This window comes from Roseovarius salis, assembly GCF_044472985.1.
GTDB classification, from domain to species: domain Bacteria; phylum Pseudomonadota; class Alphaproteobacteria; order Rhodobacterales; family Rhodobacteraceae; genus Roseovarius; species Roseovarius salis.
The window spans coordinates 28,448-50,097 of the sequence record NZ_JBISDG010000021.1; the positions used below are offsets into that span (position 1 = coordinate 28,448).

General features: G+C 66.6%; 25 protein-coding genes and 2 tRNA genes. 10 read left to right on the forward strand and 17 right to left on the reverse strand.

All coding sequences use genetic code 11. The annotated features are described in order from the left end of the window. Nucleotides 1-162: 162 nt before the first annotated feature. The 4 genes from ACH13J_RS10435 to ACH13J_RS10450 all read right to left on the reverse strand — a co-directional run bounded on the left by ACH13J_RS10435 (nucleotide 163) and on the right by ACH13J_RS10450 (nucleotide 3,742). Nucleotides 163-432 (reverse strand): DksA/TraR family C4-type zinc finger protein, encoded by a 270-nt coding sequence (locus ACH13J_RS10435; RefSeq protein ID WP_397543270.1) that lies wholly within the window; start codon nucleotides 430-432, stop codon nucleotides 163-165. Nucleotides 433-502: 70 nt separating this feature from the next. Continuing rightward, entirely contained in the window at nucleotides 503-1,582 is a 1,080-nt protein-coding gene (locus ACH13J_RS10440) for an alpha/beta fold hydrolase (RefSeq protein WP_397543271.1), read from the reverse strand. 62 nt (nucleotides 1,583-1,644) lie between these two features. Continuing rightward, nucleotides 1,645-2,541: an RNA polymerase sigma factor RpoH gene (gene rpoH / locus ACH13J_RS10445; RefSeq protein ID WP_397543272.1), complete on the reverse strand. Its 897-nt coding sequence runs from the start codon at nucleotides 2,539-2,541 to the stop codon at nucleotides 1,645-1,647. A 175-nt stretch (nucleotides 2,542-2,716) separates the two neighbouring features. Then, the gene (locus tag ACH13J_RS10450) at nucleotides 2,717-3,742 is read right to left on the reverse strand and encodes an RluA family pseudouridine synthase (RefSeq protein ID WP_397543273.1); all 1,026 of its coding nucleotides are present in this window, start codon (nucleotides 3,740-3,742) and stop codon (nucleotides 2,717-2,719) included. Here ACH13J_RS10450 and ACH13J_RS10455 point away from each other — a divergent pair. Further along, nucleotides 3,741-4,043 carry a DUF6476 family protein gene (locus ACH13J_RS10455; RefSeq protein WP_397543274.1) on the forward strand — a complete coding sequence of 101 codons (303 nt, stop codon included), beginning with the start codon at nucleotides 3,741-3,743 and terminating at the stop codon, nucleotides 4,041-4,043. The two genes, ACH13J_RS10450 and ACH13J_RS10455, sit on opposite strands and share 2 nt — an antisense overlap. Nucleotides 4,044-4,063: 20 nt before the next feature. Here ACH13J_RS10455 and ACH13J_RS10460 read toward each other — a convergent pair. Then, nucleotides 4,064-4,140, reverse strand: a tRNA-His gene (locus tag ACH13J_RS10460). A 232-nt stretch (nucleotides 4,141-4,372) separates the two neighbouring features. On the opposite strand from ACH13J_RS10460, the gene ACH13J_RS10465 reads away from it, so the two are divergent. Continuing rightward, nucleotides 4,373-4,561 (forward strand): DUF6324 family protein, encoded by a 189-nt coding sequence (locus ACH13J_RS10465; protein ID WP_397543275.1) that lies wholly within the window; start codon nucleotides 4,373-4,375, stop codon nucleotides 4,559-4,561. Here the strand turns inward: ACH13J_RS10465 and ACH13J_RS10470 are convergent. Beyond that, the gene (locus ACH13J_RS10470) at nucleotides 4,556-4,999 is read right to left on the reverse strand and encodes an MmcB family DNA repair protein (RefSeq protein ID WP_397543276.1); all 444 of its coding nucleotides are present in this window, start codon (nucleotides 4,997-4,999) and stop codon (nucleotides 4,556-4,558) included. The genes ACH13J_RS10465 and ACH13J_RS10470 overlap by 6 nt on opposite strands. Nucleotides 5,000-5,329: 330 nt before the next feature. Beyond that, on the reverse strand, nucleotides 5,330-5,665 hold the full coding sequence (locus tag ACH13J_RS10475) for a hypothetical protein (RefSeq protein WP_397543277.1): 336 nt from the start codon (nucleotides 5,663-5,665) through the stop codon (nucleotides 5,330-5,332). Between the two features lie 184 nt (nucleotides 5,666-5,849). Here ACH13J_RS10475 and ribB point away from each other — a divergent pair, with 184 nt between their 5' ends. The 5 genes from ribB to cueR all read left to right on the forward strand — a co-directional run bounded on the left by ribB (nucleotide 5,850) and on the right by cueR (nucleotide 11,244). Then, complete coding sequence (gene ribB, locus ACH13J_RS10480; RefSeq protein WP_397543278.1) at nucleotides 5,850-7,001, forward strand: 3,4-dihydroxy-2-butanone-4-phosphate synthase; 1,152 nt, start codon at nucleotides 5,850-5,852, stop codon at nucleotides 6,999-7,001. Between the two features lie 4 nt (nucleotides 7,002-7,005). After that, nucleotides 7,006-7,551, forward strand: coding sequence for a 6,7-dimethyl-8-ribityllumazine synthase (locus tag ACH13J_RS10485; RefSeq protein ID WP_397543279.1), 546 nt, complete (start codon nucleotides 7,006-7,008; stop codon nucleotides 7,549-7,551). Next, the gene (nusB, locus tag ACH13J_RS10490; RefSeq protein WP_397543280.1) at nucleotides 7,548-8,033 is read left to right on the forward strand and encodes a transcription antitermination factor NusB; all 486 of its coding nucleotides are present in this window, start codon (nucleotides 7,548-7,550) and stop codon (nucleotides 8,031-8,033) included. The genes ACH13J_RS10485 and nusB overlap by 4 nt, the downstream gene beginning before the upstream one ends. 242 nt (nucleotides 8,034-8,275) lie before the next feature. Next, nucleotides 8,276-10,789 (forward strand): heavy metal translocating P-type ATPase, encoded by a 2,514-nt coding sequence (locus ACH13J_RS10495; protein WP_397543281.1) that lies wholly within the window; start codon nucleotides 8,276-8,278, stop codon nucleotides 10,787-10,789. A gap of 8 nt (nucleotides 10,790-10,797) precedes the next feature. Then, nucleotides 10,798-11,244 carry a Cu(I)-responsive transcriptional regulator gene (gene cueR / locus ACH13J_RS10500; protein WP_397543282.1) on the forward strand — a complete coding sequence of 149 codons (447 nt, stop codon included), beginning with the start codon at nucleotides 10,798-10,800 and terminating at the stop codon, nucleotides 11,242-11,244. Here the strand turns inward: cueR and ACH13J_RS10505 are convergent. Then, nucleotides 11,234-12,490, reverse strand: coding sequence for an MgtC/SapB family protein (locus ACH13J_RS10505; protein ID WP_397543283.1), 1,257 nt, complete (start codon nucleotides 12,488-12,490; stop codon nucleotides 11,234-11,236). The two genes, cueR and ACH13J_RS10505, sit on opposite strands and share 11 nt — an antisense overlap. 56 nt (nucleotides 12,491-12,546) lie before the next feature. After that, nucleotides 12,547-13,152, reverse strand: a complete 606-nt coding sequence (locus tag ACH13J_RS10510; RefSeq protein WP_397543284.1) for a methyltransferase domain-containing protein — start codon at nucleotides 13,150-13,152, stop codon at nucleotides 12,547-12,549. 307 nt (nucleotides 13,153-13,459) lie between these two features. On the opposite strand from ACH13J_RS10510, the gene ACH13J_RS10515 reads away from it, so the two are divergent. Next, nucleotides 13,460-14,218, forward strand: coding sequence for a hypothetical protein (locus tag ACH13J_RS10515; protein WP_397543285.1), 759 nt, complete (start codon nucleotides 13,460-13,462; stop codon nucleotides 14,216-14,218). A gap of 56 nt (nucleotides 14,219-14,274) precedes the next feature. Here the strand turns inward: ACH13J_RS10515 and ACH13J_RS10520 are convergent. Beyond that, nucleotides 14,275-14,350, reverse strand: a tRNA-Thr gene (locus ACH13J_RS10520). Between the two features lie 140 nt (nucleotides 14,351-14,490). Between ACH13J_RS10520 and ACH13J_RS10525 the strand changes: the two genes are divergently transcribed. Beyond that, nucleotides 14,491-15,363, forward strand: a complete 873-nt coding sequence (locus ACH13J_RS10525; protein WP_397543286.1) for a hypothetical protein — start codon at nucleotides 14,491-14,493, stop codon at nucleotides 15,361-15,363. On the opposite strand, the gene ACH13J_RS10530 is transcribed toward ACH13J_RS10525, so the two are convergent. Then, nucleotides 15,360-16,109: a helix-turn-helix transcriptional regulator gene (locus tag ACH13J_RS10530; RefSeq protein ID WP_397543287.1), complete on the reverse strand. Its 750-nt coding sequence runs from the start codon at nucleotides 16,107-16,109 to the stop codon at nucleotides 15,360-15,362. The genes ACH13J_RS10525 and ACH13J_RS10530 overlap by 4 nt on opposite strands. 40 nt (nucleotides 16,110-16,149) lie before the next feature. Next, on the reverse strand, nucleotides 16,150-16,407 hold the full coding sequence (locus tag ACH13J_RS10535; protein WP_397543288.1) for a DUF2312 domain-containing protein: 258 nt from the start codon (nucleotides 16,405-16,407) through the stop codon (nucleotides 16,150-16,152). A 134-nt stretch (nucleotides 16,408-16,541) separates the two neighbouring features. Here ACH13J_RS10535 and ACH13J_RS10540 point away from each other — a divergent pair, with 134 nt between their 5' ends. Beyond that, nucleotides 16,542-16,757 carry a hypothetical protein gene (locus ACH13J_RS10540; RefSeq protein WP_397543289.1) on the forward strand — a complete coding sequence of 72 codons (216 nt, stop codon included), beginning with the start codon at nucleotides 16,542-16,544 and terminating at the stop codon, nucleotides 16,755-16,757. Nucleotides 16,758-16,781: 24 nt separating this feature from the next. Here the strand turns inward: ACH13J_RS10540 and ACH13J_RS10545 are convergent, their stop codons facing one another. The 5 genes from ACH13J_RS10545 to ACH13J_RS10565 form a co-directional block, all read right to left on the reverse strand. Next, nucleotides 16,782-16,991, reverse strand: a complete 210-nt coding sequence (locus ACH13J_RS10545; RefSeq protein WP_397543290.1) for a hypothetical protein — start codon at nucleotides 16,989-16,991, stop codon at nucleotides 16,782-16,784. A 78-nt stretch (nucleotides 16,992-17,069) separates the two neighbouring features. Then, entirely contained in the window at nucleotides 17,070-17,393 is a 324-nt protein-coding gene (locus ACH13J_RS10550; RefSeq protein ID WP_397543291.1) for a TraR/DksA C4-type zinc finger protein, read from the reverse strand. Nucleotides 17,394-17,504: 111 nt separating this feature from the next. Next, nucleotides 17,505-18,638, reverse strand: a complete 1,134-nt coding sequence (locus ACH13J_RS10555) for a FliM/FliN family flagellar motor switch protein (RefSeq protein ID WP_397543292.1) — start codon at nucleotides 18,636-18,638, stop codon at nucleotides 17,505-17,507. Between the two features lie 98 nt (nucleotides 18,639-18,736). After that, nucleotides 18,737-21,430, reverse strand: coding sequence for an ATP-binding protein (locus ACH13J_RS10560; protein ID WP_397543293.1), 2,694 nt, complete (start codon nucleotides 21,428-21,430; stop codon nucleotides 18,737-18,739). After that, nucleotides 21,430-21,642 (reverse strand): hypothetical protein, encoded by a 213-nt coding sequence (locus tag ACH13J_RS10565; protein WP_397543294.1) that lies wholly within the window; start codon nucleotides 21,640-21,642, stop codon nucleotides 21,430-21,432. Before ACH13J_RS10565 ends, ACH13J_RS10560 begins: the two co-directional genes overlap by 1 nt. Between the last annotated feature and the right edge of the window lie 8 nt (nucleotides 21,643-21,650).

Sequence of the window (21,650 nt, forward strand, 5' to 3'; positions counted from 1 at the left end):
GGCACACGGTTCCGCGTGTCTCCTGGCGCGGTCATCGGCGTCCCCGCCTGTACCGCACCCCGATCCTGCCCCGGTCTTGGTTAAAAAACCGTTGCGTCTTCTGGCCGAAAATATCCCGGGGTGAATTGGCGCGCAGCGCCAAGAGGGGCAGCGCCCCTCCCCTCACTTCAACTGGCTGTCCTTGCTGGCACGCCGGTTGGGGCCGCCGCGGGGGTCCGGCGCGCCGTCGCGCTCGCGCTGGCAGTCGATACACAGCTTGACGCCGGGCAGCGCCTTGCGGCGCGCCTCGGGGATGTCCTCGTCGCAGTCCGCGCAACGGGTCCGGCTCTCGCCGGCCGGGCGCGGGCGCGCCCTGAGGCGTTTCAGCTCGTCCTCGACCGACGCCTCGATCTGCTCGTGCACCGCGCCGTCGCGTGCCCATCCTCCGGCCATGGCCGCCTCCTTTCCGAAGCAACAGCATAGCGCGGGCCGGGGGCGGGAGGCAACTGTCGCGCCGGGCGGTTCAGAACTCGGCCTCGAGCACCATGTAATCCTCGAAGGCCGGCGCGCCGCCGAGCGCCTGGTCGATCAGGCCACGCAGGACCGAGATCGCCGCCGGCGAGGTCACGGGCACGGCGTGATCGAGTCCCTCGCCATCCGCAAGAGCCGTGAAGTCAATGACCTTGACGCCCTCGATCCCGGACAGCTGCGCGGGATCGCGGATCACGCCAAGGCGGGGCTTGCGCCCCGTCAGCAGGCCGGCGAGCGACAGCGCCCGGTCCTGACGGGAGACGAAGATCAGGAATGGCTGCGGCAGGCGGCCGATTTCCTCCGTCTGGCTGCGGAAGACATCCGGGTCGATGTCCGGCGACATCAGCACCACGCCACTGACCCGGTCGAGCAGCCTCCGGTCGCCGCGCAACGCCGCCTGGCGCAGCGTCTCCATCACCAGCTGGGCCCCCATCGAGTGGGCCAGTAGCAGGACACGCTCACCCGGCGCGCCGGTCAGGTGATCCAGCACATTCTCGAAATCGTTGCGCGAATAAAGGACACTGTCCCGGTCATAGGCATAGCCGCGCGGATCGCCCGCCGACGGCCAGGAATAGACCACGCCCGGCCCCTTCATCCCGAAATCCGTGCGGATCTGGGCGAATCGGTAGACAGCGTCGGAAAAGGTATTGTTGTAGCCGTGGACGAAAACGAGCGTTTCGCGGCCGGGCATGTCGGCCCGCATGGCAGTGGTCATGGCGCGCGGGCCTTGGTAGACACGGCTGCCGGTGACCACGAAATCGGTCGCCGCGTCGGGTGTTTCGTCGGGCCACTCGATGCTGCCCGGTCGGTGGGTCGGCGGCACGGAGACGTCGACATGCAGGAACTTCAGGCCGTCGGGACGCTGTTCACCGAACATCGGGCCGAGATTGTCGAGATCGTGCTCGGTGGCCACGAAAACCCGTTGGGTCGTCGCGGCCGGGTCCGGGGCGGCGCGTTGCGCGACGTGCCGGGGCGCGCAGGCCGCGAGGGAGACGGCCAGAAGCACGAGCAGCACGATCGTCCGCGTGCTGACCGGCGTCATCGGGGCGCTGGCATGTCTCGGCAAATGCATGAAAAAACCCTCTCCCCGGCCGCGAGGAGAGGGTAGTCGATGACAGGGCCGGCTCCAACCCGTCACGCGGGGGCCAGCATGCCTTTTTCCTGTGCCAGGCTGCGCATGCGCTTTTGCAGTTTCTCGAAGGCGCGCACCTCGATCTGGCGGATACGTTCGCGGCTGACATCATACTGGCCGCTGAGGTCTTCCAGGGTGACGGGCTGATCGCTCAGGCGCCGCTGTGTCAGGATGTCACGCTCCCGGTCGTTCAGCACGTCCATCGCCTCTGCAAGCAGCTCGCGCCGGGCCTCGAGTTCGTCCTTCTGCTCGTATTCGGCGGCCTGGTCGGCCCCCTCGTCCTCCAGCCAGTCCTGCCACTGCATCGAGCTGTCTTCCTCGTTGCCGACGGTGGCATTGAGCGACGCGTCACCGCCCGACATGCGCCGGTTCATCGAGATGACCTCGTCCTCGCTCACGCCGAGATCATGGGCGATCTGCTTGACCTTGTCGGGATGCAGATCCCCCTCTTCCAGCGCGCCGATGCGTGACTTTGCCTTGCGCAGGTTGAAAAAGAGCTTCTTTTGCGCGCTGGTCGTGCCAAGCTTGACCATCGACCAGCTGCGCAGGATGTATTCCTGGATGCTGGCGCGGATCCACCACATCGCGTAGGTGGCCAGCCGGAACCCCTTTTCCGGGTCGAACCGCTTGACCGCCTGCATCAGCCCGACATTGGCCTCCGAGATCACCTCGGCCTGCGGCAACCCGTAGCCGCGGTAGCCCATGGCGATCTTGGCCGCCAGCCGGAGGTGGCTGGTGACCAGCTTGTGCGCCGCCTCTGCATCCTGGGTCTCGACCCAGCGTTTGGCCAGCATGTATTCCTCTTCCGGTTCCAGCAGCGGAAACCGGCGGATTTCCTGCAGATACCGGTTAAGCCCGCCTTCCGGGGTCGGTGCGGGAAGATTCGCATAGTTACTCAAGCCTCGATCCCTCCAATCTGTCGGGCCCTTCTATGTTTAAGGGCTTAACATCCCAGATGGGGATGATCCTTTGCCGTTTCAAGTCAAGTGAACCAAACAGTTCAAAACACGATGACTCCGGTGAGCTGATTTTGCCAGAGGCATGTCAGAGTATTCACGCAACCGTGCGTGGCCGTCATTGACGCAGGATAGTCAGAAGCTGCGCAAAATCAGTCGGCAAGGGCGCCTCGAAACGCAGTGCCGCGCCGTTGACGGGATGTTCGAAGCCCAGCACGGCCGCGTGCAAGGCCTGCCGCGGGAAATCGCGCAGGGCGCACAGCGCCGCCTCCGGCAGCGCCCCGGCGGCGGGACGCCGGCGCCCGCCATAGACCGGGTCTCCCACCAGCCCGTGCCCCGCATGGGCCAAGTGCACGCGGATCTGGTGCGTCCGCCCGGTTTCCAGCCAGCAGCGCATCAGCGACGCGACCGGCGGGGTGCCGAAGGTTTCCAGTGCACGCGCCCGCGTCACGGCATGGCGCCCGGCCCCGAACACCACGGCCTGGCGCTGGCGGTCCGTCCGGTGTCGCGCGATCCCGGTCGTGATCTTCAGCACGTTGCCCGGCTCGTACGAGACACCGCGGATGCCACGCAAGCGGGGGTCGGCGGCGGTCGGATGGCCATGAACCAGGGCAAGGTATTCGCGGGCGACAGTATGGCGCTCGAACTGGGCGGCCAGCCCGTGATGCGCCCGGTCCGACTTGGCCACCACCAGCAGGCCGGACGTGTCCTTGTCGATCCGGTGCACGATGCCCGGACGCCGCTCGCCGCCGACGCCTGATAGGGTATCGCCGCAATGATGCAAAAGCGCGTTGACGAGGGTGCCCGCCGGGCTGCCCGGCGCGGGATGCACGACCATGCCCGCAGGCTTGTTCACCACGATGAGCTCGTCATCCTCGTACACGACATCGAGCGCGATCTCCTGCGCCCGCGTCTCGACCTCGGCGGCGTCGGGCACGTCGATCTCGACCCGGTCGCCCTCGGCCACGCGGGACTTGACCTCGGTCGTGACGACGCCGTTGACGCGGACATGACCGCCGGTAATCAGCCGGGCAAGCCGCGTGCGCGAGAGCGACGCCCCCTCTGGCACATCGCGCGAAAGCGCCTTATCAAGGCGCGGCGGCGGGTCCGCAGCAATGCGAAATGACAGGGGGGGCGGCCCCATGGCGGAAGATCCCGAGACTCGGCCGGTCGATGCCGGCACGGTAAAATACCTGCGCGTGCTGGTGACGATGCTGACCGTCACCATGATTCTGGGGTTCATAGTCATCGTCGTCCTGTTTGTCATCCGCTTCTCGGATGTCTTCGGACCCGATCTGCCCGACGAAATCAGCCTGCCCGACGGCACGACGCCGGTCGCCTTTACCAAGGGGGACGACTGGTATGCCGTCGTCACCGGCGACGACCGGATCCTGATCTTCGATCTCGAAAGCGGCGCGCTGCGCCAGACGATCGCGGTCAAGTAGACGCAGGTATATCGGGATGATGGTACCGCCTCCCCGGCTCGAACGGGGGACCTCTAGATCCACAATCTAGCGCTCTAACCTACTGAGCTAAGGCGGCACTGGCAGGCGATTTATCTTTTGGCGCGTGCGAACGCAAGTCCCAAGGACGCGGAATTCCCGCCTTTGTCCGACCAAAGGTGCCCGGCGCGGTCCGGCACGGCGCGGCGGTAGCAAACGGATCGCGAATACCGCGCGCGTCGATGCTATCCGCGGCGCCAGCCATGTCTGACCGCTTGTCATCCCGGGCGGAAACGGGTACGCCGTCCCTTCTCAGTTGCCGGGAGGATGCCATGGGCATCAACAACGAACGCGAAATCGAGGCGAACCTGCAGATCGGCCCGACCGACCAGGGGATGGTGCGCATCTATGTCGAGGGCGGCGGCGTGGAAATCCCGATGGATTTCGAGCCTGACGAGGCCCGCGAAATCGCCGAAGAGATCGTTGCCGCCGCCAACCGGGCCGAAGCGCGCAAGTCATGACGACGGGTCGCGCAGCACCAGCAGGCGTCGCGCCGCATCACGGGCGAACTTGCGGGTAAGCGCCGCCCGTCGGGCCGGCGCCAGCCGCGACTCCGGCGCCATGCGCAGGATCTCGGCGTCATAGGCATCCGCGACGATCAACCCGGTATCCGACGGCAGCAGATCGTGCGGGAAAGCCGCGTCGACGGCCCAGAAATACCTGTCGCACCAGTCCAGATATCCCGGCCATTTCGCATCGGCACGGAAATCGGCGCGGGACGATTTGCACTCGACGATCCAAATCTCCCCTTTCGGGCCCATGGCCATGACGTCCACGCGCCGGCCTCGCCGGGGCACGAACTCCTCAAGGCAGGCGAAATCGTGCGCCGCAAGGTGCCGACACACGCCACGCGCCAGAAGCTGACCGGGCTGACGGAGCGTTTCGGCGGGTTGGTTCATGCGCGTGAGTATGAACAAACGATGAACAAACGCAAGCCCTTGTCGCATCCCTGCAAAGCGCCTAGGTAGGCGTGTGTGGCGGGTGCTGCCCTTCCCGTGAACGGTTGCATTCCGGTGGCCTTAAATAATTCCGAGGGAGCTGGCTCTGTCCGGGCCGTGGTCCGGTTATTCCGGCGCCCACCTGTTCATGCAGGTCCTCGGGAATGAGAGAACCAAACGGTCGCGTGCGGGCCCGTCACACGCCTCCCACGACCGACAGTGCCGAAACGAAAAGGGCGCCGGTTCGCGGCGCCCTTGCTCCAGGATGATACCGTGCGGCACGGCGATGCGTCACTTCTGCCAGAATGCGCGCCCGCTCCCCTCGTCCGCGCGGACGGGAATGGTGGCGTGCTCATGGCGCATGACGCGCTCGGGCAGTCCGCCATGATGATCGTCATCATCGTCGTCATCCTTCATCTTCATCACGGCGATGCCGAACTGGACGCCAGCGAAGATGATGCCGTTGGAAATCCACAGCACCAGCAGTGCAAGCCACCCCTTGTCGGACGTGCTGATGAGATGCCAGAGGTTTGCGATGTTGAACCACAGCAGCATGCCCACGAACAATCCGGCTATTCCGAAGCCGATTGCCACGTTCTTGATGTAGAGGCGTATCAGTTTGGGCATCCGCTTGACTCCTCTTCGGCCGTGGCTGGTAGCGTAACACAGCATATGATGTGCTCAAGTGGATGCGCAAGGATCGGCCGGACAATTCCGCGCAGGTGGTCGGCACGGCGGGGATATCGGCTCTGGTCATCGTGGCGCCCCTGCGCTATCTGGCGGGCGCACGCACGTCCCCGGGAGACCGACAATGCCGGACATCCATGCCTATGACACGCCCGGCCCGGTCGAGGCGGAGCTCAAGGGCGCCATATCGCCGAGCGACGAGATCATCGCGGCGGCCCGCAAGGGCGAGATGTTCATCCTCGTGGACCACGAGGACCGCGAGAACGAGGGTGATCTTGTCATCCCCGCCGAATTCGCCTCGGCCGAGGCCATCAACTTCATGGCGACACACGGCCGCGGACTGATCTGCCTGCCGATGACGGCCGAGCGGATAGACCGGCTGGGTCTGCCCATGATGGCGGTGAACAACTCCTCGCGCCACGAGACCGCCTTTACCGTGTCCATCGAGGCGCGCGAAGGGGTGACCACGGGGATCTCGGCCGCCGATCGCGCCCATACCATCGCCACCGCGATCAATGACCAGAACACATCGGCCCACATTGCCACGCCGGGCCACGTCTTTCCGTTGCGCGCGCGTAACGGCGGCGTGCTCGTGCGGGCCGGACATACCGAGGCCGCGGTCGATATCGCCCGGCTGGCCGGGCTCTATCCCGCCGGCGTCATCTGCGAGATCATGCGCGAGGATGGGACGATGGCGCGCCTTCCGGACCTGGTGCAGTTCGCGCGCGCCCACGGGATGAAGATCGGCACGATCTCCGACCTGATCGCGTATCGCCACAAGCACGACAACCTCGTGCGCGAGGTGCGCCGCGACACCGTGACATCCGCCCATGGCGGCGAATGGCAGATGCGCATCTTCGCCGACGTCATCAGCGGAACCGAGCATGTCGTACTGGTCAAGGGCGACATCGAGGACGGGCGTCCGGTACTGGCGCGGACCCATGCCCTCAACGCACTGGAGGATGCCCTGGGCATCGGGCTGAGCGCCGAGGGCGGCCGCCCGACCGGCAAGCTGCCGCGCGCAATGGAAATCATCGCCGAGGAAGGGCGTGGCGCGGTTTTCCTTTTTCGCCAACCGCGCCCCACCCTGTCCAGCGAGCTGGAAGAGGACGAAGGCCCGCGCACGATCAAGCAGACCGGTCTCGGCGCCCAGATCATGTCGACGATGGGGCTGCACGAGCTGATCCTGCTCACCGACAGCCCCGGCACCCGTTACCTCGGGCTGGACGCCTACGGCATTTCCATCGTGGGCACACATCCCCTGACCGAAGGATGAGCCAATGGCCGAGACCGAGTATTCCCTCCCCCGCCCGAGCTTCGACGCACCGGTGAAGGTGCTTCTGGTGGTGGCGCCGTTCTATCGCGACATTGCGGACATGCTGATCCGCGGCGCCACCGCGGAAATCGAGGCCGCGGGCGGGACACACGAAACGGTGGAGGTTCCGGGCGCGCTGGAAATCCCCGCCGCCATCGGCATGGCCGACCGCTTGACGGAGTATGACGCCCATGTCGCGCTCGGCTGCGTGATCCGCGGGGCGACCACGCATTACGAAACCGTCTGCAATGACAGTTCTCGCGGGCTGACGCTTCTGGGTCTGCAGGGCACGCTGGTCGGGAACGGCATCCTGACCGTGGAAAACCGCGAGCAGGCACTGGAACGCGCCGATCCCGAGCGGATGAACAAGGGCGGCGGCGCCGCGGCGGCGGCCTTGCATCTGGTAGCGCTTGGCCGTAAGTGGGGCGGCCGGCGGCCAGGCGTCGGCTTTCTGCCGGGGCCCGGCAAACCGGCGCACCCCGGCGATGGCGAGGACACGCCCCAGGCATGAGCGAACAGGCAGACCAGATTTCCGGCAACGCGCGACGGCGGATGCGTTCGGCCGCGCGCCTCTACGCGGTTCAGGCGCTTTTCCAGATGGAACACGGCCGGCAGACCAGCGATTCGGTGGTGCGGGAATTCCTGTCGCACCGGTTCGGCGCGGAAATCGACGACGGTGTCGAGATGGCGGACGGGGATATCGATCTCTTCCGCCAACTCGTCGAGGAATCCGTGAACTGGCAGGCCCGGATCGACCAGATGACAGACCGGGCTCTTGTCGCCAAATGGCCCATCGCCCGGATAGACCCGACGCTGCGCGCACTTTTCCGGGTGGCCGGGGCGGAGATGGTGGCAACCGAAACACCCCCCCGCGTGGTGATCGCGGAATTCGTCGACATCGCCAAGAGTTTCTATCCCGACGGGCGCGAGCCGCGGCTCGTGAACGCCGTGCTGGACCACATGGCACGCGAGGCAAGGCCCGAGGCCTTCTGAGACCGTCCGCGCGTTTCACCACGCCAAGCCAACGCATGACCGTCCCGGGGCCAGCTGATCCGGATGCAGGGGGGCTGGTTATCCGCACATCGCATTTCCCCGACCTCCACGGCGCTGCAGCAACGGCACCTCATATCGCCGGTCGAAAGGGGACCGCCGCAAAAAGGAAGGCCACCTGTTGACCTTCCAGTTGATGGAATCCCTATATCCCGCTTTGAACACAGAGAGCGCGGAGCAATGGTATGCCCACTGAACATCATCTGACCCTGTCCATCGATGGCATGTCGTGCGGCTCTTGCGTCGGGCGTGTCGAGAACGCTCTTGCCGGGGTTCCCGGTGTCAAGAACGTCTCGGTCAACCTCGCCGGCGAATCCGCGCAACTTGATATCGACGAGACCACGCGGCTGAGGGACGTGGCCACCGCTCTCGAAAAGGTGGGGTATCCGCTGCGCACGCGGACGGTGAGCCTGAACATCGAACGCATGTCTTGCGCATCCTGCGTTGGCCGGGTGGACAAGGCGCTGGCCGGCGTGCCCGGGGTTCTGGACGTCAACGTCAACCTTGCCTCCGAAAGCGCGACGGTGACCCATGCCGAGGGCGCGGTGCGGCCGGCCGACCTCGCGGCGGCGGCACATGAGGCCGGGTATCCCGCCGAATTGGCGGAGTCAGGGCAGGCCGTGTCACCGGCTGACCGCAAGGATGCCGAGGCGCGGGACATCGCGCGCAAGACGCTCATCGCCGCGGCACTGGCCCTGCCCGTTTTCTTGATCGAGATGGGCGGCCACCTGATCCCCGGGCTGCACGGGGTCATCAACGACACCATCGGGCAGCAGGCCAGCTGGCTGATCCAGTTCGCCCTGACGACCGCGGTGCTGGCCGGGCCCGGACGCTTCTTTTACGCCAAGGGGTTTCCCGCCCTGCTGCGCGGCGCGCCGGACATGAACAGCCTTGTCGCGGTGGGCACCAGCGCGGCCTATCTCTATTCCGTCGTTGCGACCTTTGTGCCGCAGGTGATGCCTGCCTCGGTGCGCGCGGTCTATTACGAGGCCGCGGCGGTGATCGTCGTCCTGATTCTCGTTGGACGGTTCCTGGAGGCACGGGCAAAGGGCCGGACCGGCGCGGCGATCCAGCGGCTTGTGGGGATGCAGGCCCGCACGGCCCGCGTGCTGCGCGACGGTGAAGCCCGCGACCTCGACATCGACGAGATCGTGCAAGGCGACATCCTGCTCGTCCGTCCGGGCGAGCGCATCGCCGTCGACGGCGAGGTGACGGAGGGTGAGGCACATGTCGACGAAAGCATGATCACCGGCGAACCCGTGCCCGTGGCCAAGGCGCCGGGAGACCCGGTAACGGGCGGCACAGTCAACGGGGCGGGCAGCCTGCAATTTCGCGCGACACGCGTGGGCGCCGACACGACCCTGTCACAGATCATCCGCATGGTGGAGGAGGCGCAAGGCGCCAAGCTTCCGATCCAGAATCTCGTCGACAGGGTCACCCTGTGGTTCGTGCCCTTCGTCATGGCCGTGGCCGCGCTGACCGTTACGGTCTGGCTGGCCGTCGGCCCCGACCCGGCTCTGACCTTTGCGCTTGTGGCGGGCGTGTCGGTGCTCATCATCGCCTGCCCCTGCGCCATGGGCCTCGCCACGCCGACATCGATCATGGTCGGCACGGGACGGGCGGCCGAAATGGGCGTGCTGTTCCGCAAGGGGGACGCCTTGCAGCAGCTCGATTCGGTCGACGTGGTGGCGCTGGACAAGACCGGCACGGTGACCCGGGGACGCCCCGAGATGACCGACCTCGTGCCGGCCGAGGGGATGGACCGCGAGCGCGTCCTGTCGTTCGTCGCGGCGGTCGAGGACCAGTCCGAGCACCCCATTGCCGAGGCCATCGTGCGGGCCGCGCGGGCCGAGGGGGCCGCGCGGATGCAGGCGGACGATTTCAAATCGCTGACCGGCTACGGCGTCCGCGCGCGGGTGGACGGACATGACGTGCTGGTGGGCGCCGACCGGCTGATGACCCGCGAGGGAATAGCGTACGAGCAACTGGCCGGGGCCGAGGCCGACCTCGCCGAGAGCGGGCGCACCGCGCTCTATGTCGCCATCGACGGGGCGGTGGCCGCGGTCATCGCCGTGGCCGACCCGGTGAAACCTGCAAGCGCCGAGGCGATCCGCGCGCTTCACGACGCCGGTCTGCGCGTGGCCATGATAACGGGTGACAAGCGCGAGACCGCGGAGGCAATCGCGCGCGAGACCGGCATCGACCGGGTCATCGCCGGCGTGCTGCCCGACGGCAAGGTTTCGGCACTGGACGAGCTGCGCGCGCAGGGCCGCGTGGCGTTCGTGGGCGACGGCATCAACGACGCCCCCGCGCTGGCCCATGCAGATGTTGGCATCGCCATCGGGACCGGCACGGATGTCGCGATCGAAAGCGCGGACGTGGTCCTGATGTCGGGGGATCTGCGCGGGGTGGTCAACGCCTTCGAGGTGTCGCGCCACACGATGCGGAACATCCGTCAGAACCTGTTCTGGGCCTTTGGCTACAACACCGCGCTCATTCCCGTGGCCGCCGGCGTGCTGTACCCGGCCTTCGGGCTTTTGCTGTCGCCGGTCCTCGCCGCCGGCGCCATGGCGCTCAGTTCCGTCTTCGTGCTGAGCAATGCACTGCGGCTGCGCCGCCTGCGCCCGGCCATGGACGAGGGGCAGCAATCGCAAAGGCACGCGGGCGGGACGCCCGCGCGGACGGCGCCGGCCGAATAGGAGGTCGCATGAACATAGGAGATGTCGCCCGACGGTCGGGCCTGCCGGCCAAGACAATCCGCTACTACGAGGATATCGGCCTCATCCGGCCCGCGCGTGGCGCGAACGGGTACCGCAGCTTCAGCGAAAGGGACCTGCACAAGCTGGGCTTTCTGGGACGGGCGCGTTCGCTTGGATTCTCGATCGAGGATTGCCGGGGCCTGATCGCACTCTACGAGGACAAGGACCGCGCAAGTGCAGACGTCAAGATGATCGCGCAGGAGCATCTGCAACAGATCGATTCCAAGATCGCGGAACTGGAACAGATGCGCGTGACGCTTGCCCACCTCGTCGATGCCTGCGCGGGCGATGACAGGCCGGACTGCCCGATCCTTGCCGATCTCGCCACTGCGGGCGAGGAGGAGGCCGCCACCGACCCGCCCGCGTCCAGGGCCGGCCCAGACATCACAGGCTGAGCGCCGCGGCCGCCGCCGCGACAACCAGCGCGTAGGCTGCAAGAACACGCACGGCAACCCCCGTGGTCCCCGCGGCATAGCTCAGGCCGCCCTTGACCACGGTGTTGACGATCGCCGTGATGACGATCGCCGTGGCGCCGGTGGCCGGTGCGAAATCCGTCCCCACCAACCGCGCAACGGACACCGTCATCGCGTCAACGTCGGTCAGCCCCGACACGGCGGCAGCAACATAGACACCGTCGGCCCCGTACCACTGCTTGAGGTAGTGGGTCAGGAGGATGACCAACACCAGAACGCCGCCGAAAACCAGCGCGGCGGTGAGTTCGAGCGGGTTGTTCAAACCGTCCTCGTCGACCGCCGACGGCGACGACCGGCCATGCAGGACAAGGATCATCACCGCCGCGATGGCCCCTGCCGCCGCCATCAGGCCCATGGGCCACAGCAACGGCCCCAGGAGGCGCGGTTCGAAAACGCTGGCCAGCACCAGCACCCTCAGGAAGGTTATCGATCCGGCCAGCACGATGCCAGTTGCCACCACCGGAACGAGGCGTTCGTTCTGGCGCGCCAGCCGCGAGAGCGCGACCGTCGTCGAGGTCGAGGAGGCCAGCCCGCCGAATACCCCCGTGGCCAGCACACCGAGGCGCGGACCGGCCAGGCGCACCGCGCCGTAGCCGACGAAGGACAGCCCCGCGACGATGACGACGGCCCACCAGATTTCGTAAGGGTTCAGAACCCCGCCGGGACCGTAGCCGCGATCCGGCAGGAAAGGCAGAACGGCAACCGACAGCATCGCCAGTTTCAAAAGCGCATCGAGTTCCAGCTGCCTGATCCGCGCGACCCAGCCATGCAGCCGCGTCTTGATCGACAGCAGGAATGTCGCGGCGACGGCAAGCACCGCCGCCGGCGCGGGTGCCCCCAGAACCGCCGCGGCGCCAAGGCCGTATGTCAGCAACAGCGCGATCTCGGTGGTCAGGCCGAGATCCTCGCGTTCCGCCATTTGCACCCAGTAGCTGACCGTGATCAGGGCGGAGATACCGATCACCCCGAGGCCGAGGATAACCGGCCCTGTCAGGGCCGTCAGCCAACCGGTGACCCCACCGAAAAGACCGACCAGCGCGAATGTCCGGATGCCCGCGCTGCGCGTACCTTCGGATGCGGCGCGGCCCTGCCAACCGCGCTCCAGCCCGAAAAGCAGCCCGATGGCCAGCGCCAGCGCCAGCCGGGCGAAAAGGTCGATCTCTTCCATGGCCGTCACGTTGCACCAGAACGCCTTTGGACGCCAGACGGATGACACCCGGCGCGTCAGCCCCCGTGGTCGAAAACCGCCATCTGGCTGGCCCCGCCCAGCATCGGGTGGCAACCGGCGATGTCCTCGAACCGCACGGCGTACCCGCTTGCGCCCGCAACGCGCGTGCCCCAGTTGCGGAACGCCGCGCGCGACCACTCGAAACGGTGATCTGGATGGCGGAACCGGTGGGGCGGCACGCCGAGCAAAGGGTTGAACTCGGCATTGGGCGTGGTCAGGACCACGCGGCGCGGCCGCAGGAAATGGAACACGGCACGCTCCACCTGCGAGAGGCGATCCGGGGGGACGTGTTCGATCGTCTCGACAAGAACCGCGCAGTCGAACCCGGCAAGATCCGGTGCCGGGTCGGTCAGGGAAGCCAAACGCAAATCGACCTTGCACCCGTGCACGTCGCGACGTGCAAGCCGTTCGCGCAACCGTTCGAGCGCGACCTTGCGGACATCGAGACCGACCAGCCTCTTTATCCCGGGCGCGCCGGCCAAGCGCAGGAAGAAATCCCCGTCGCCACAGCCCAGATCGAGTACACGCGACGCGCGGCATGCGGTGACGGCCGCGTGAACCGCCGCCAGACGGTCCTCGTGCAGCGGGCTCGTCACCGGCACCCCGGCGGTTCCGGCGCCCCGCGCCGCGATATGCAGCCCCCTGTCGCCATGGGCACCGTGTTTGCGCCCTTTGCCGCCGCGGCGCAAGCGCCCGTGAGGCTCACGGATCGCACGGCGGGCCGTCGCAGGCCCTTCGACCTGCATAGCCAATGCGCCAAGAAGGCGACGCCGCGCCCGTTGCGGCAAGACAAGCGGTTGGTGCGCGGAAACAACAACGTGTCACCGCCGGCACGCCCGCGTCCGAAATCCATTGCGAGCGGGTCTGACCGCCGTATCCTGCGTTAAAAATGTAACGTGGAAATTACGAATGAGCGACATTCACGCCGGCGCGCCGCGCTTTTCCGATATCTTCCCGCTGCGCGCCGCGATCCGGCAATATCGAACCACCCGCCGACAGGACGCTTTTCTCGGAAACGTCTTCTGGATGGTACTCTCGCTCGATCTCGTTCTCGTCTTGGCGCATGTGGTCCATGAACTCGTGATCGTGGCCGGTGTTCCGCTGGAGCTGGAATCGCTGCGGCTGAACCAGCACTCCAGCTTTGCGAGCGTCTGGAACTATTCCCAATTGATGCTCATCTGCGCCGTTCTGGCCAATCTCTGGCTGAAAACGCGCCGCAGGGCATTCGCACTCATGCTGATGCTCTTCCTCATGTTGCTCGTCGACGATTACTTCGAAGCGCATGACCGGGTCGGGTTTCTCGTTGGCAACGCCTTGCCGCAGGGCTGGATGCAGGCGCTGACCCCGCAGGCCCGCGGCGAGGTCATCGTGTACCCGGTGATGATCGCGCTGGCGGCACCGCTGCTCTGGCTGGCGCAGACACGCGCGCCGGTCGAAGAGCGCACGTTCTTTTCTGCGCTCATTGCCGGCACGGTCGTGCTCGGCATCTTCGGCATAGGCGTGGACGTTCTGCACGCCCTCCTCAACGCGGCCCTGGGGAATGCCGCCGATGTTTTGCGGCGGACCATGGACCGCGCGATGACCGTTCTGGAGGACGGGGGCGAGACGGTCGCGTTTTCCCTGTGCCTGTGGCTGTGCCTTGCCCGCCTCAAGGCGATGGCACCCTGACCGGCACACTCGCACCCGCCGTGCCTGATGCACCACTGCCGCAATGTCGCCTTTGCTGGTGCCCCCAGAGAGACTCGAACTCCCGACCTACTGATTACAAATCAGTTGCTCTACCAGCTGAGCTATAGGGGCACGGCACGGGAATACGCCACTTCCGCCCCGGCCCGCAAGCGGGAATCGCGGGGGCGGGCGGCGGGGTGGAATCCGGTTTAACTGCACGCAAAAGCAGCTATAGTGGCGCGTGATCGAAATACCCGGGTCGTTTACGAAAAATGCAGGTTGTTCTTCACGCAGGCGCCCATGTCACCGACGAGGACCGGCTGGTGACATGCCTATTGGACAATGCCGAGCGGCTGGCCGAGATCGGCACCGTCGTCCCGGCCCCTGACGATTATCGCAATCTCCTGCGGGACACGATCAACGCGGCCACCTCGGACGGGGTCAGCGCCGATGCCCGCGACGCGCTGCACGCCGCGCTGGTGCCGGGCGGCGGGGCGGACCGCGTGGTGCTGTCGAACGAAAGCTTTTTCGGCACCCACAAGATGGCGGTGAAACGGATGTTTTACCCCGCGGCCTGCGCGCGGCTCGAAGCGTTCCGCCAGCTCTTTCCCAATGACGAGGTCGAGCTCTTCTTTGCCATTCGCAACCCGGCCACCTTCATGCCCGCGCTTCTGGCCAAGACCAATTTCAACAGCATCGAGGACATGTTCCGCGGCTACGACCCTTTCACCTTCCGGTGGTCGGAGATGTTCGAGCGCATCCGTGCGCAGCTCCCGGACCTGCGGATGACCGTTTGGTGCAACGAGGACACGCCGCTCATCTGGGCAGAGGTGATGCGCGAGATGGCCGGGCTGGAGCCCACCGCCCACGTCGAGGGCGAGTTCGCCCTTCTTTCGGAGATCATGACCGAGGGCGGCATGAAACGGTTCCGCAGTTACATGGGCAGCCACCCAGGCATGACAGAGATACAGAAGCGCCGGGTGATCGCGGCCTTTCTCGACAAGTTCGCGCGCGAGGACGCGGTGGAAGAAGAGTACGAGATCGAGGGCTGGACCGAGGACATGATGAACCAGCTCACCGACATCTACGAAGAGGACATCTACGCCATCCCCCGCGTGCCTGGCGTGACCATGATCGCCCCCTAGAGCGCCAAAAGACCGCGCATCATCGCCAGCGCGATGGCCTGGTCGCGGCTCTCGGCACGCATCTTGGCCGACGCGGCGCGGATGACGCGCGACACCTCGGTGCGGTCGCGACCGGTCCTTTCCGCGATGGCGTCCTCGCTCAACCCCCCTGCCAGCCATGCAAGGACATCGGCTTCGCGCTGCGTCAGCGCCCGCCACTCGGAGCCGAATGCCCGCGCGGCGGGATTGTCCGCTCCGGGGGGGTGCACGCTGTAGGACAGCATGGCCGAAACGGCCGAGAACGCCCGCGCCGTGCCGGGGCCGAACAGATCGGCCGGATCGTCCTCGCAACTGAGCACGAGGCACTTGTTTTGCGGCCCCTCGAACCATGCGTGGGTCAGCATGTAGCGATAGCCGTATTCGAGCATGCGGGCGTGCAGCCGGCGCATCCGGGCATCACCCGACCTGTCGGGCATGCGGGCCGCCACATCATAGAGCGCCGGCGGCGCGCCGGCCATGGACGCCCTGAGCAAAGGGTCCGTATCCGCCAGCCCCGCGCCGGCATATTCCTCTAGCCAGCCGGGTTTCATCGAACTGCGCATCCACGCGATGCTCTCGGTTCCCCTGAGGAACACGCCGGCATTGACGGCGTTCGCGTTCAGCCGGCCCGCGACCGCATTGACGCCGGCCCAGGCGTCCTCGCCGTCACGCGCCTGCGCAAGGGTGTCGGCCGTGTCGATCAGGAGGTTCGCGAAGCGCGTGGTCATCTTCATCGTGTCGCCTGCCGGGGCGGCCCGGCGGGCGATCTCACATGCCCAGCGCTTCCTTGTACATTTCCAGCACCGCTTCTTCCTCGGCGATGTCGTCCTTGTCGCGCTTGCGCAACGCGATGACCTTGCGCATCACCTTGGTGTCGTAACCGCGCGCCTTGGCCTCGGCCATGACTTCCTTCTGCTGGTCGGCCAGATCCTTCTTCTCCGCCTCCAGCCGCTCGAAACGCTCTATGAACTGGCGCAGCTCGTCGGCGGTCACGCGATAGCCGGACTCCGGGCTTTCTTCGTTCATGGCATCCTCTCCACTTGGGCCGGGGCCATTCCCATACTTGGCGCGTGCCGGGGCCGCAAGGGGCCACCGCACGCTTGCGTGCCGGGCCCGTCCGGTCTAGGGCCTAGCGTGTCAACGCCGAACGGAGGGCACCGATGGACATTCTGATTTGGCTGGGGGCGGCGGTGTCGCTCGTCGGGCTGGCGGGGCTCGTATGGTGCATCATCCGGGTCTGGAAGGCACGCCGCGCCGGGCTTGACGATCACGAACTGCGCGCCGTGCTGCAGAAGGTCGTGCCCGTCAACACGGGCGCCCTGTTTTTGTCCGTGGCCGGCCTGATGCTGGTCGTGCTGGGAATCATCCTTGGCTGACACGGTCCCCAAGGGGCCGCGTGGTCAGACCGGCATGTTGTCGAACTGCGCCTCGATCGCCTCGGCCAGCAACTCGTCGTTCAGCGCGCGAATCCCGGCAGGCACCTGTATGCCCTGCCCGTCGAGCGTTTCCATGAGTTCGCCGAGGCGCGGTTGAAACAGGTACCGCGTGTCGGCATCAGCCGCCAGAATGCGCTCGTGAAGACGCTCCAGATCTTTCGTAACGTCGGTCATGCCATCCTCCCAATGTGTTTCCGGCGATATTGGATCCAGGCGGCGCCATCACAAGCCCGCACGCCCCGCCTTACGCTATCAGATCTGCGCGGCGCATTCGCGACAGAACGGCGTATCAGGCAGGGTATCCAGTCGTTCGCCCGAAATTTCATCACCGCAGCGTGTACAGATGCCGTAATTCCCATCGCGAATACGTTTCAGCGCGGCACGAATGCGCGCGATCTCCGTCTCGCCCTGATGTCCGAGCCCCTCCAGCACCTCGTCGTCCTCGCGCTCGACGGCCGACTCTTCCCAGTCCTTGGAATGAGGGGCGTCAAGATCCGACTCGATCCGGTGAAGGCGGCTGTCAAGCTCGGCCAGCCGGTCGAGAAGAACTTTCCGGTAGTGGGCGACATCGGGCATTCGGAACCTCCATTGACCGGCCAACCCTGTCATGGCGGGCACCGGGCGTCCTTGATACAGGTCAACCGCCGAAACGCGGCCCAACACCAACATTGCACGGCGGCGGGCTGATCATTGCCGTGTTTCCAGACCGGGTATCTCCGGCAGGGCCGGTATCCCGTCATCCTCGCCATCGGCGGCAACCGTATGCCCGGTGGCATCGGGCGCCGCATCGGGCACGGTGGGTTGTGGCGGCGCCGGGTCTGCTGGTGGCTCGGGCGGGGTTGGCCCGTGACTGTCCTGCGTCGAGGGGCCGTCATGGCGTGGGGGAACCTGGCCGGCCGCATCACCGCGCAGCTCCGTGTCGTCGGGGGCCGGCGGGGCCTGCCCCGCCGCAGTGGCGCCGGACAGACGCACCGCGCGAAAGCCGTTCATCTGCCCAAGCCGGGTCACCGCCGCGACGTGACCGCGCGCCGCCACCAGCTCTGTCCGGGCGATGGCATCGGCATCGATCGGCAGCGTCATTCCGGGCGCGAGCTGCATGACGCGCGACAACGGCAGGGTCACCCGGTCCAGCACCGCCTCCAGCGTCGCGGGGGCCGTCATGGCCAGCTCGGACAGGTCGAACCGCCCCCGACGCGGGTCAGGCCGGTCGGGGGGCGCCGGGGGGGCCAGCGACGTCTCCGGCAGTATCACCGTGAACTCGCCGGTGCGGGCACCCGGCCCTATGTCACAGGTGATGGCGAACAGCTGATAATCGGTCTCCTGCAGCAGGATCATAAGGGCGCGCACATCCGCGATCCGGTCGGCAAAACGCAGGCCCGGACGGCCATGCGCATCCCCTGCCTCCGACATCCTGTCATCGTACCCTTCCATCAAGGCATCAAGGAGAGGCGCCCCGATCGCGGCGTCGGTATCCGTGAACGGCCGTTCGGGCGCGGGGTGCGACAGGACATGCCCCGTTGTCTGGCTCTCGACCAGCGCCTGCACCATCTCGCGATCCATCAGGGCGACACCGGGCGCCGCTTCCCGCGACTCAAGCAACAGGATGAGGCAATCGGGAGCGACCTGCGCCTTCAGCTCCGACAGGGGAATCCGGCGCTGTTCCACCGCGCACACGGTCACCGGCAGGCGTAGCCGCCGCTCGCAGGCCATTTCGAGCGACAGGCGCAACGCCTTCGACGGCGACATCGCGCGCGCGGCGAAGTCCTCGCGCGCGTTCAGCGCCTTTTTCCGGATCACGGTGCTGGAATTCTGCGTTGACATGCCTACCGCCGCGGGCCGCTGGCCTGAATGAGCTTGCCGCACCGTAACCGAGTTAAAGTTACCAGAGTCTTACCAGCCGCCGGGCGCGGCCAACAGCGTCACTGCGCGGCGCGGACACCTTGCTGCGCGTCCAGCGGCAACACGACGCGAAACGCCGCGGCATCCTGCCCCGGCAGGTAGGTGATCTCTCCGCCCAGCCGGGTCATGATCTCGCGGCATATCGCGAGCCCCAGCCCCGCGCCGCCGGCCTTGGTCTCCCCGATGCGGGAGAACTTTTCGAAGATGACCGCCTGCTGGTCGGCGGGTATGCCCGGGCCGTTGTCGACGAAGTCGATCACCAGGTCGCCGCCTGAAACCACCGGGCGGATGGTGAGCTCCGGGGTCGTGGCGTCGCAGTACTTGGCACTGTTCGAGATCAGGTTGATGAAGACCTGCACCAGCCGGTCGGAATCGGTGTGCAGTTGCACCTGTTCCGCTCGGGCGTCGCGATGGATGCGCAGGCCCTGCCCCGCCGCCCCCGCCGACGCCACCGCGCGATCGAGCAGATCGGATAGCAACCCGGGCTGTGTCTGCAAATCGACCTGTCCGTTCTCGAGAACCGAAAGATCCAGCAGGTCATCCAGCAACCGCGTCAGACGCGTCGCCTCGTCTAGAATGATGGAGGCGTACCTGTCCCGCTCCGTCTGAGACAGGCCGTCACTGTCGCGCAGGATTTCCGAGAAGGCCCGGATCGAGGTCATGGGCGTGCGCAACTCGTGGCTGATCTGGCTGAGGAACGCGTCTTTCTGAACCGAGATCTGGGTGAGCTTGTCGTTGGCCTCGCGCAGTTGCCGGGCGGTGCGCGCCTGTTCCTGTGTCTTGGCTTCGAGTCGACTGGAGTATTCCATGATCTGCGCCGTCTCGTCGGCCACCGCCATGAGATCCTCGACCGAGACGGTGGCCCCCCCGACGATCTGGCTGATCATGGCGTGGGCCGTGGCGGCACCCACCGAACCGGAGAGGGCACGCTCCAGTGTCTGGAGGAAGTCCGGCGTCGGCTCGGGCATCCCGCCTGCAAGCCCCTGGCGCCGGGCCTCCTGCGCGAACATGGCCTGCGCCTCGCTGGCGCCCATGATCCGCTGGGACATGATCAGCAGGTCCTCCGTCTGGGCGGGCCCACCCGACCAGCTTCCCGGGGTGGCCGAGTGCTGGAAGACATTTACGAACTGCGCCCCCTGCAGGCGTTCCAGAGGCTGTGGCAGAGACACCAGCGAAACGAACACGAACACCGCCGTGTTGAGAAGCAGGCTCCACATCACGGCGTGGATCACCGGGTCCATGCCCACCGCACCGAACAGCGCGCGCGGCCGAAGCGCGGACAATCCGAAAAGACCGTCATCGAAAACCGCCTGCGGCAGGATGCCCGAGGGGCCGAAACTGGGCAGGAAAAGGCAATAGAGCCAGACGATAAATCCCACGGCCAAGCCGGCCAGCGCCCCGGTGCGCGTCGCCCCGCGCCAGAACAGGCCGCCGGCCAGCGCGGGCAGGAACTGCGCCACGCCCACGAAGGAAATGAGCCCCATCGCCGCAAGGGCCGCACCACCCCCCGAGAGGCGGAAATAGCTGTAGCCGAGGAACAGAACCAGCCCGATCGACAGCCGCCGCGCCAGCAGCGCCACATTGCGCACGTCACCCGAAACCATGGCACTGCCACCCGTGAACCACAGCCAGACCGGCATCACTATGTGGTTGGACACCATCGTGGACAGCGCGATTGCCGCCACGATCACCATCGAGGTGGCCGAACTGAAGCCGCCCAGGAAGGACAGGACCGCCAGGCCCTCCTGCCCGTTCAGGAGCGGCAGTGTCAGAACGAACAGGTCCGGGTTGGCGCCCTCGGGCATGAACTGCAGCCCGACGGCCGCGATCGGCACCACGAAGAGACTCATGAGCATCAGGTACGCCGGGAAGGCCCAAGCGGCCATGCGCAGGTGGTCCTCGTCCTCGTTCTCCACGACCATCACCTGGAACATCCGCGGAAGGCAAATGAACGCGGCCGCGGACAAAAGGGTCAGCCCGACCCATCGGCTGCCGGGCACCTCCCACCGGGCAATGGGCGAGGCGTCGATGCGTGCCAGAGTCTCTCCCACCCCGCCGGCAAGGCCCCAGACCACGAACACGCCGACCGCAAGCAGGGCGCACAGCTTGACCACGGCCTCCAGCGCGATCGCCATGACCACACCGTGATGACGTTCGTTGGCATCAAGGTTGCGCGTGCCGAACAGGATCGTGAAGACCGCCAGCCCCGCGGCGACCCAGAGCGCGGTCGCCCGTTCGCTGGGTTCGGCCGGCCCGCCGGGGTCCGCCTCGGCGAAGGTCTCGAACGACAGCGTCACCGACTGAAGCTGCAGCGCGATATAGGGCGTCAGGCCGATCACGGCGACGAGCGTGACGAAAACGGCCAGAACGTTCGACTTGCCGTAGCGCGACGAGATCAGGTCGGCGATCGACGTGATGCGCTGGCTGCGCCCGATCCGCACCATCTTCCGCAGGGTGAGCCACCAGCCGATCATCACCAGCGTCGGGCCGAGATAGATGGTCACGTATTCAAGGCCGGAGCGCGCCGCGAATCCCACCGCGCCGTAGAACGTCCACGCGGTGCAATAGATCGACAATGACAGGGTGTAGACGATGGGGGATCGCAACCACCGGCCGCGCCCGTGCCGTGCCGCCCGGTCAGCCCCGAATGCCACGGCGAACAGGAAGGCCACGTAAAGCAGGCAGACGAGGACCAGCACGTTGAGCGTGAGCATCAGCTGTCCCCGTTATCCTCCACGCCCTCGTCCTCGTCTTCCGAGCTGAGGTGGCGCGACAGCACCCCCGAAAGCGCCGCAAGGCCGGCCCACACCACGAAAAGATAGGCCATGACATGGGCGGTGCGTCCGCCGGCCGCGTCCTTCCACAACAGCGGAACAAGGAAAAGGATGCCGCCCAGAACGGGCAGGAGGCGCGCCGCATCGGCCATGCGGCGAT

Bases quoted from the DNA above. Each gene is read 5' to 3' on its own strand.
- ACH13J_RS10435 (WP_397543270.1), bottom strand. From the start codon at position 432: ATGGCCGGAGGATGGGCACGCGACGGCGCGGTGCACGAGCAGATCGAG.
- ACH13J_RS10440 (WP_397543271.1), bottom strand. From the start codon at position 1,582: ATGCATTTGCCGAGACATGCCAGCGCCCCGATGACGCCGGTCAGCACG.
- ACH13J_RS10455 (WP_397543274.1), top strand. From the start codon at position 3,741: ATGGCGGAAGATCCCGAGACTCGGCCGGTCGATGCCGGCACGGTAAAA.
- ACH13J_RS10450 (WP_397543273.1), bottom strand. From the start codon at position 3,742: ATGGGGCCGCCCCCCCTGTCATTTCGCATTGCTGCGGACCCGCCGCCG.
- ACH13J_RS10465 (WP_397543275.1), top strand. From the start codon at position 4,373: ATGGGCATCAACAACGAACGCGAAATCGAGGCGAACCTGCAGATCGGC.
- ACH13J_RS10470 (WP_397543276.1), bottom strand. From the start codon at position 4,999: ATGAACCAACCCGCCGAAACGCTCCGTCAGCCCGGTCAGCTTCTGGCG.
- ACH13J_RS10475 (WP_397543277.1), bottom strand. From the start codon at position 5,665: ATGCCCAAACTGATACGCCTCTACATCAAGAACGTGGCAATCGGCTTC.
- ribB (WP_397543278.1), top strand. From the start codon at position 5,850: ATGCCGGACATCCATGCCTATGACACGCCCGGCCCGGTCGAGGCGGAG.
- ACH13J_RS10485 (WP_397543279.1), top strand. From the start codon at position 7,006: ATGGCCGAGACCGAGTATTCCCTCCCCCGCCCGAGCTTCGACGCACCG.
- nusB (WP_397543280.1), top strand. From the start codon at position 7,548: ATGAGCGAACAGGCAGACCAGATTTCCGGCAACGCGCGACGGCGGATG.
- ACH13J_RS10495 (WP_397543281.1), top strand. From the start codon at position 8,276: ATGCCCACTGAACATCATCTGACCCTGTCCATCGATGGCATGTCGTGC.
- cueR (WP_397543282.1), top strand. From the start codon at position 10,798: ATGAACATAGGAGATGTCGCCCGACGGTCGGGCCTGCCGGCCAAGACA.
- ACH13J_RS10505 (WP_397543283.1), bottom strand. From the start codon at position 12,490: ATGGAAGAGATCGACCTTTTCGCCCGGCTGGCGCTGGCGCTGGCCATC.
- ACH13J_RS10515 (WP_397543285.1), top strand. From the start codon at position 13,460: ATGAGCGACATTCACGCCGGCGCGCCGCGCTTTTCCGATATCTTCCCG.
- ACH13J_RS10525 (WP_397543286.1), top strand. From the start codon at position 14,491: ATGCAGGTTGTTCTTCACGCAGGCGCCCATGTCACCGACGAGGACCGG.
- ACH13J_RS10530 (WP_397543287.1), bottom strand. From the start codon at position 16,109: ATGACCACGCGCTTCGCGAACCTCCTGATCGACACGGCCGACACCCTT.
- ACH13J_RS10535 (WP_397543288.1), bottom strand. From the start codon at position 16,407: ATGAACGAAGAAAGCCCGGAGTCCGGCTATCGCGTGACCGCCGACGAG.
- ACH13J_RS10540 (WP_397543289.1), top strand. From the start codon at position 16,542: ATGGACATTCTGATTTGGCTGGGGGCGGCGGTGTCGCTCGTCGGGCTG.
- ACH13J_RS10545 (WP_397543290.1), bottom strand. From the start codon at position 16,991: ATGACCGACGTTACGAAAGATCTGGAGCGTCTTCACGAGCGCATTCTG.
- ACH13J_RS10550 (WP_397543291.1), bottom strand. From the start codon at position 17,393: ATGCCCGATGTCGCCCACTACCGGAAAGTTCTTCTCGACCGGCTGGCC.
- ACH13J_RS10555 (WP_397543292.1), bottom strand. From the start codon at position 18,638: ATGTCAACGCAGAATTCCAGCACCGTGATCCGGAAAAAGGCGCTGAAC.
- ACH13J_RS10560 (WP_397543293.1), bottom strand. From the start codon at position 21,430: ATGCTCACGCTCAACGTGCTGGTCCTCGTCTGCCTGCTTTACGTGGCC.
- ACH13J_RS10565 (WP_397543294.1), bottom strand. From the start codon at position 21,642: ATGGCCGATGCGGCGCGCCTCCTGCCCGTTCTGGGCGGCATCCTTTTC.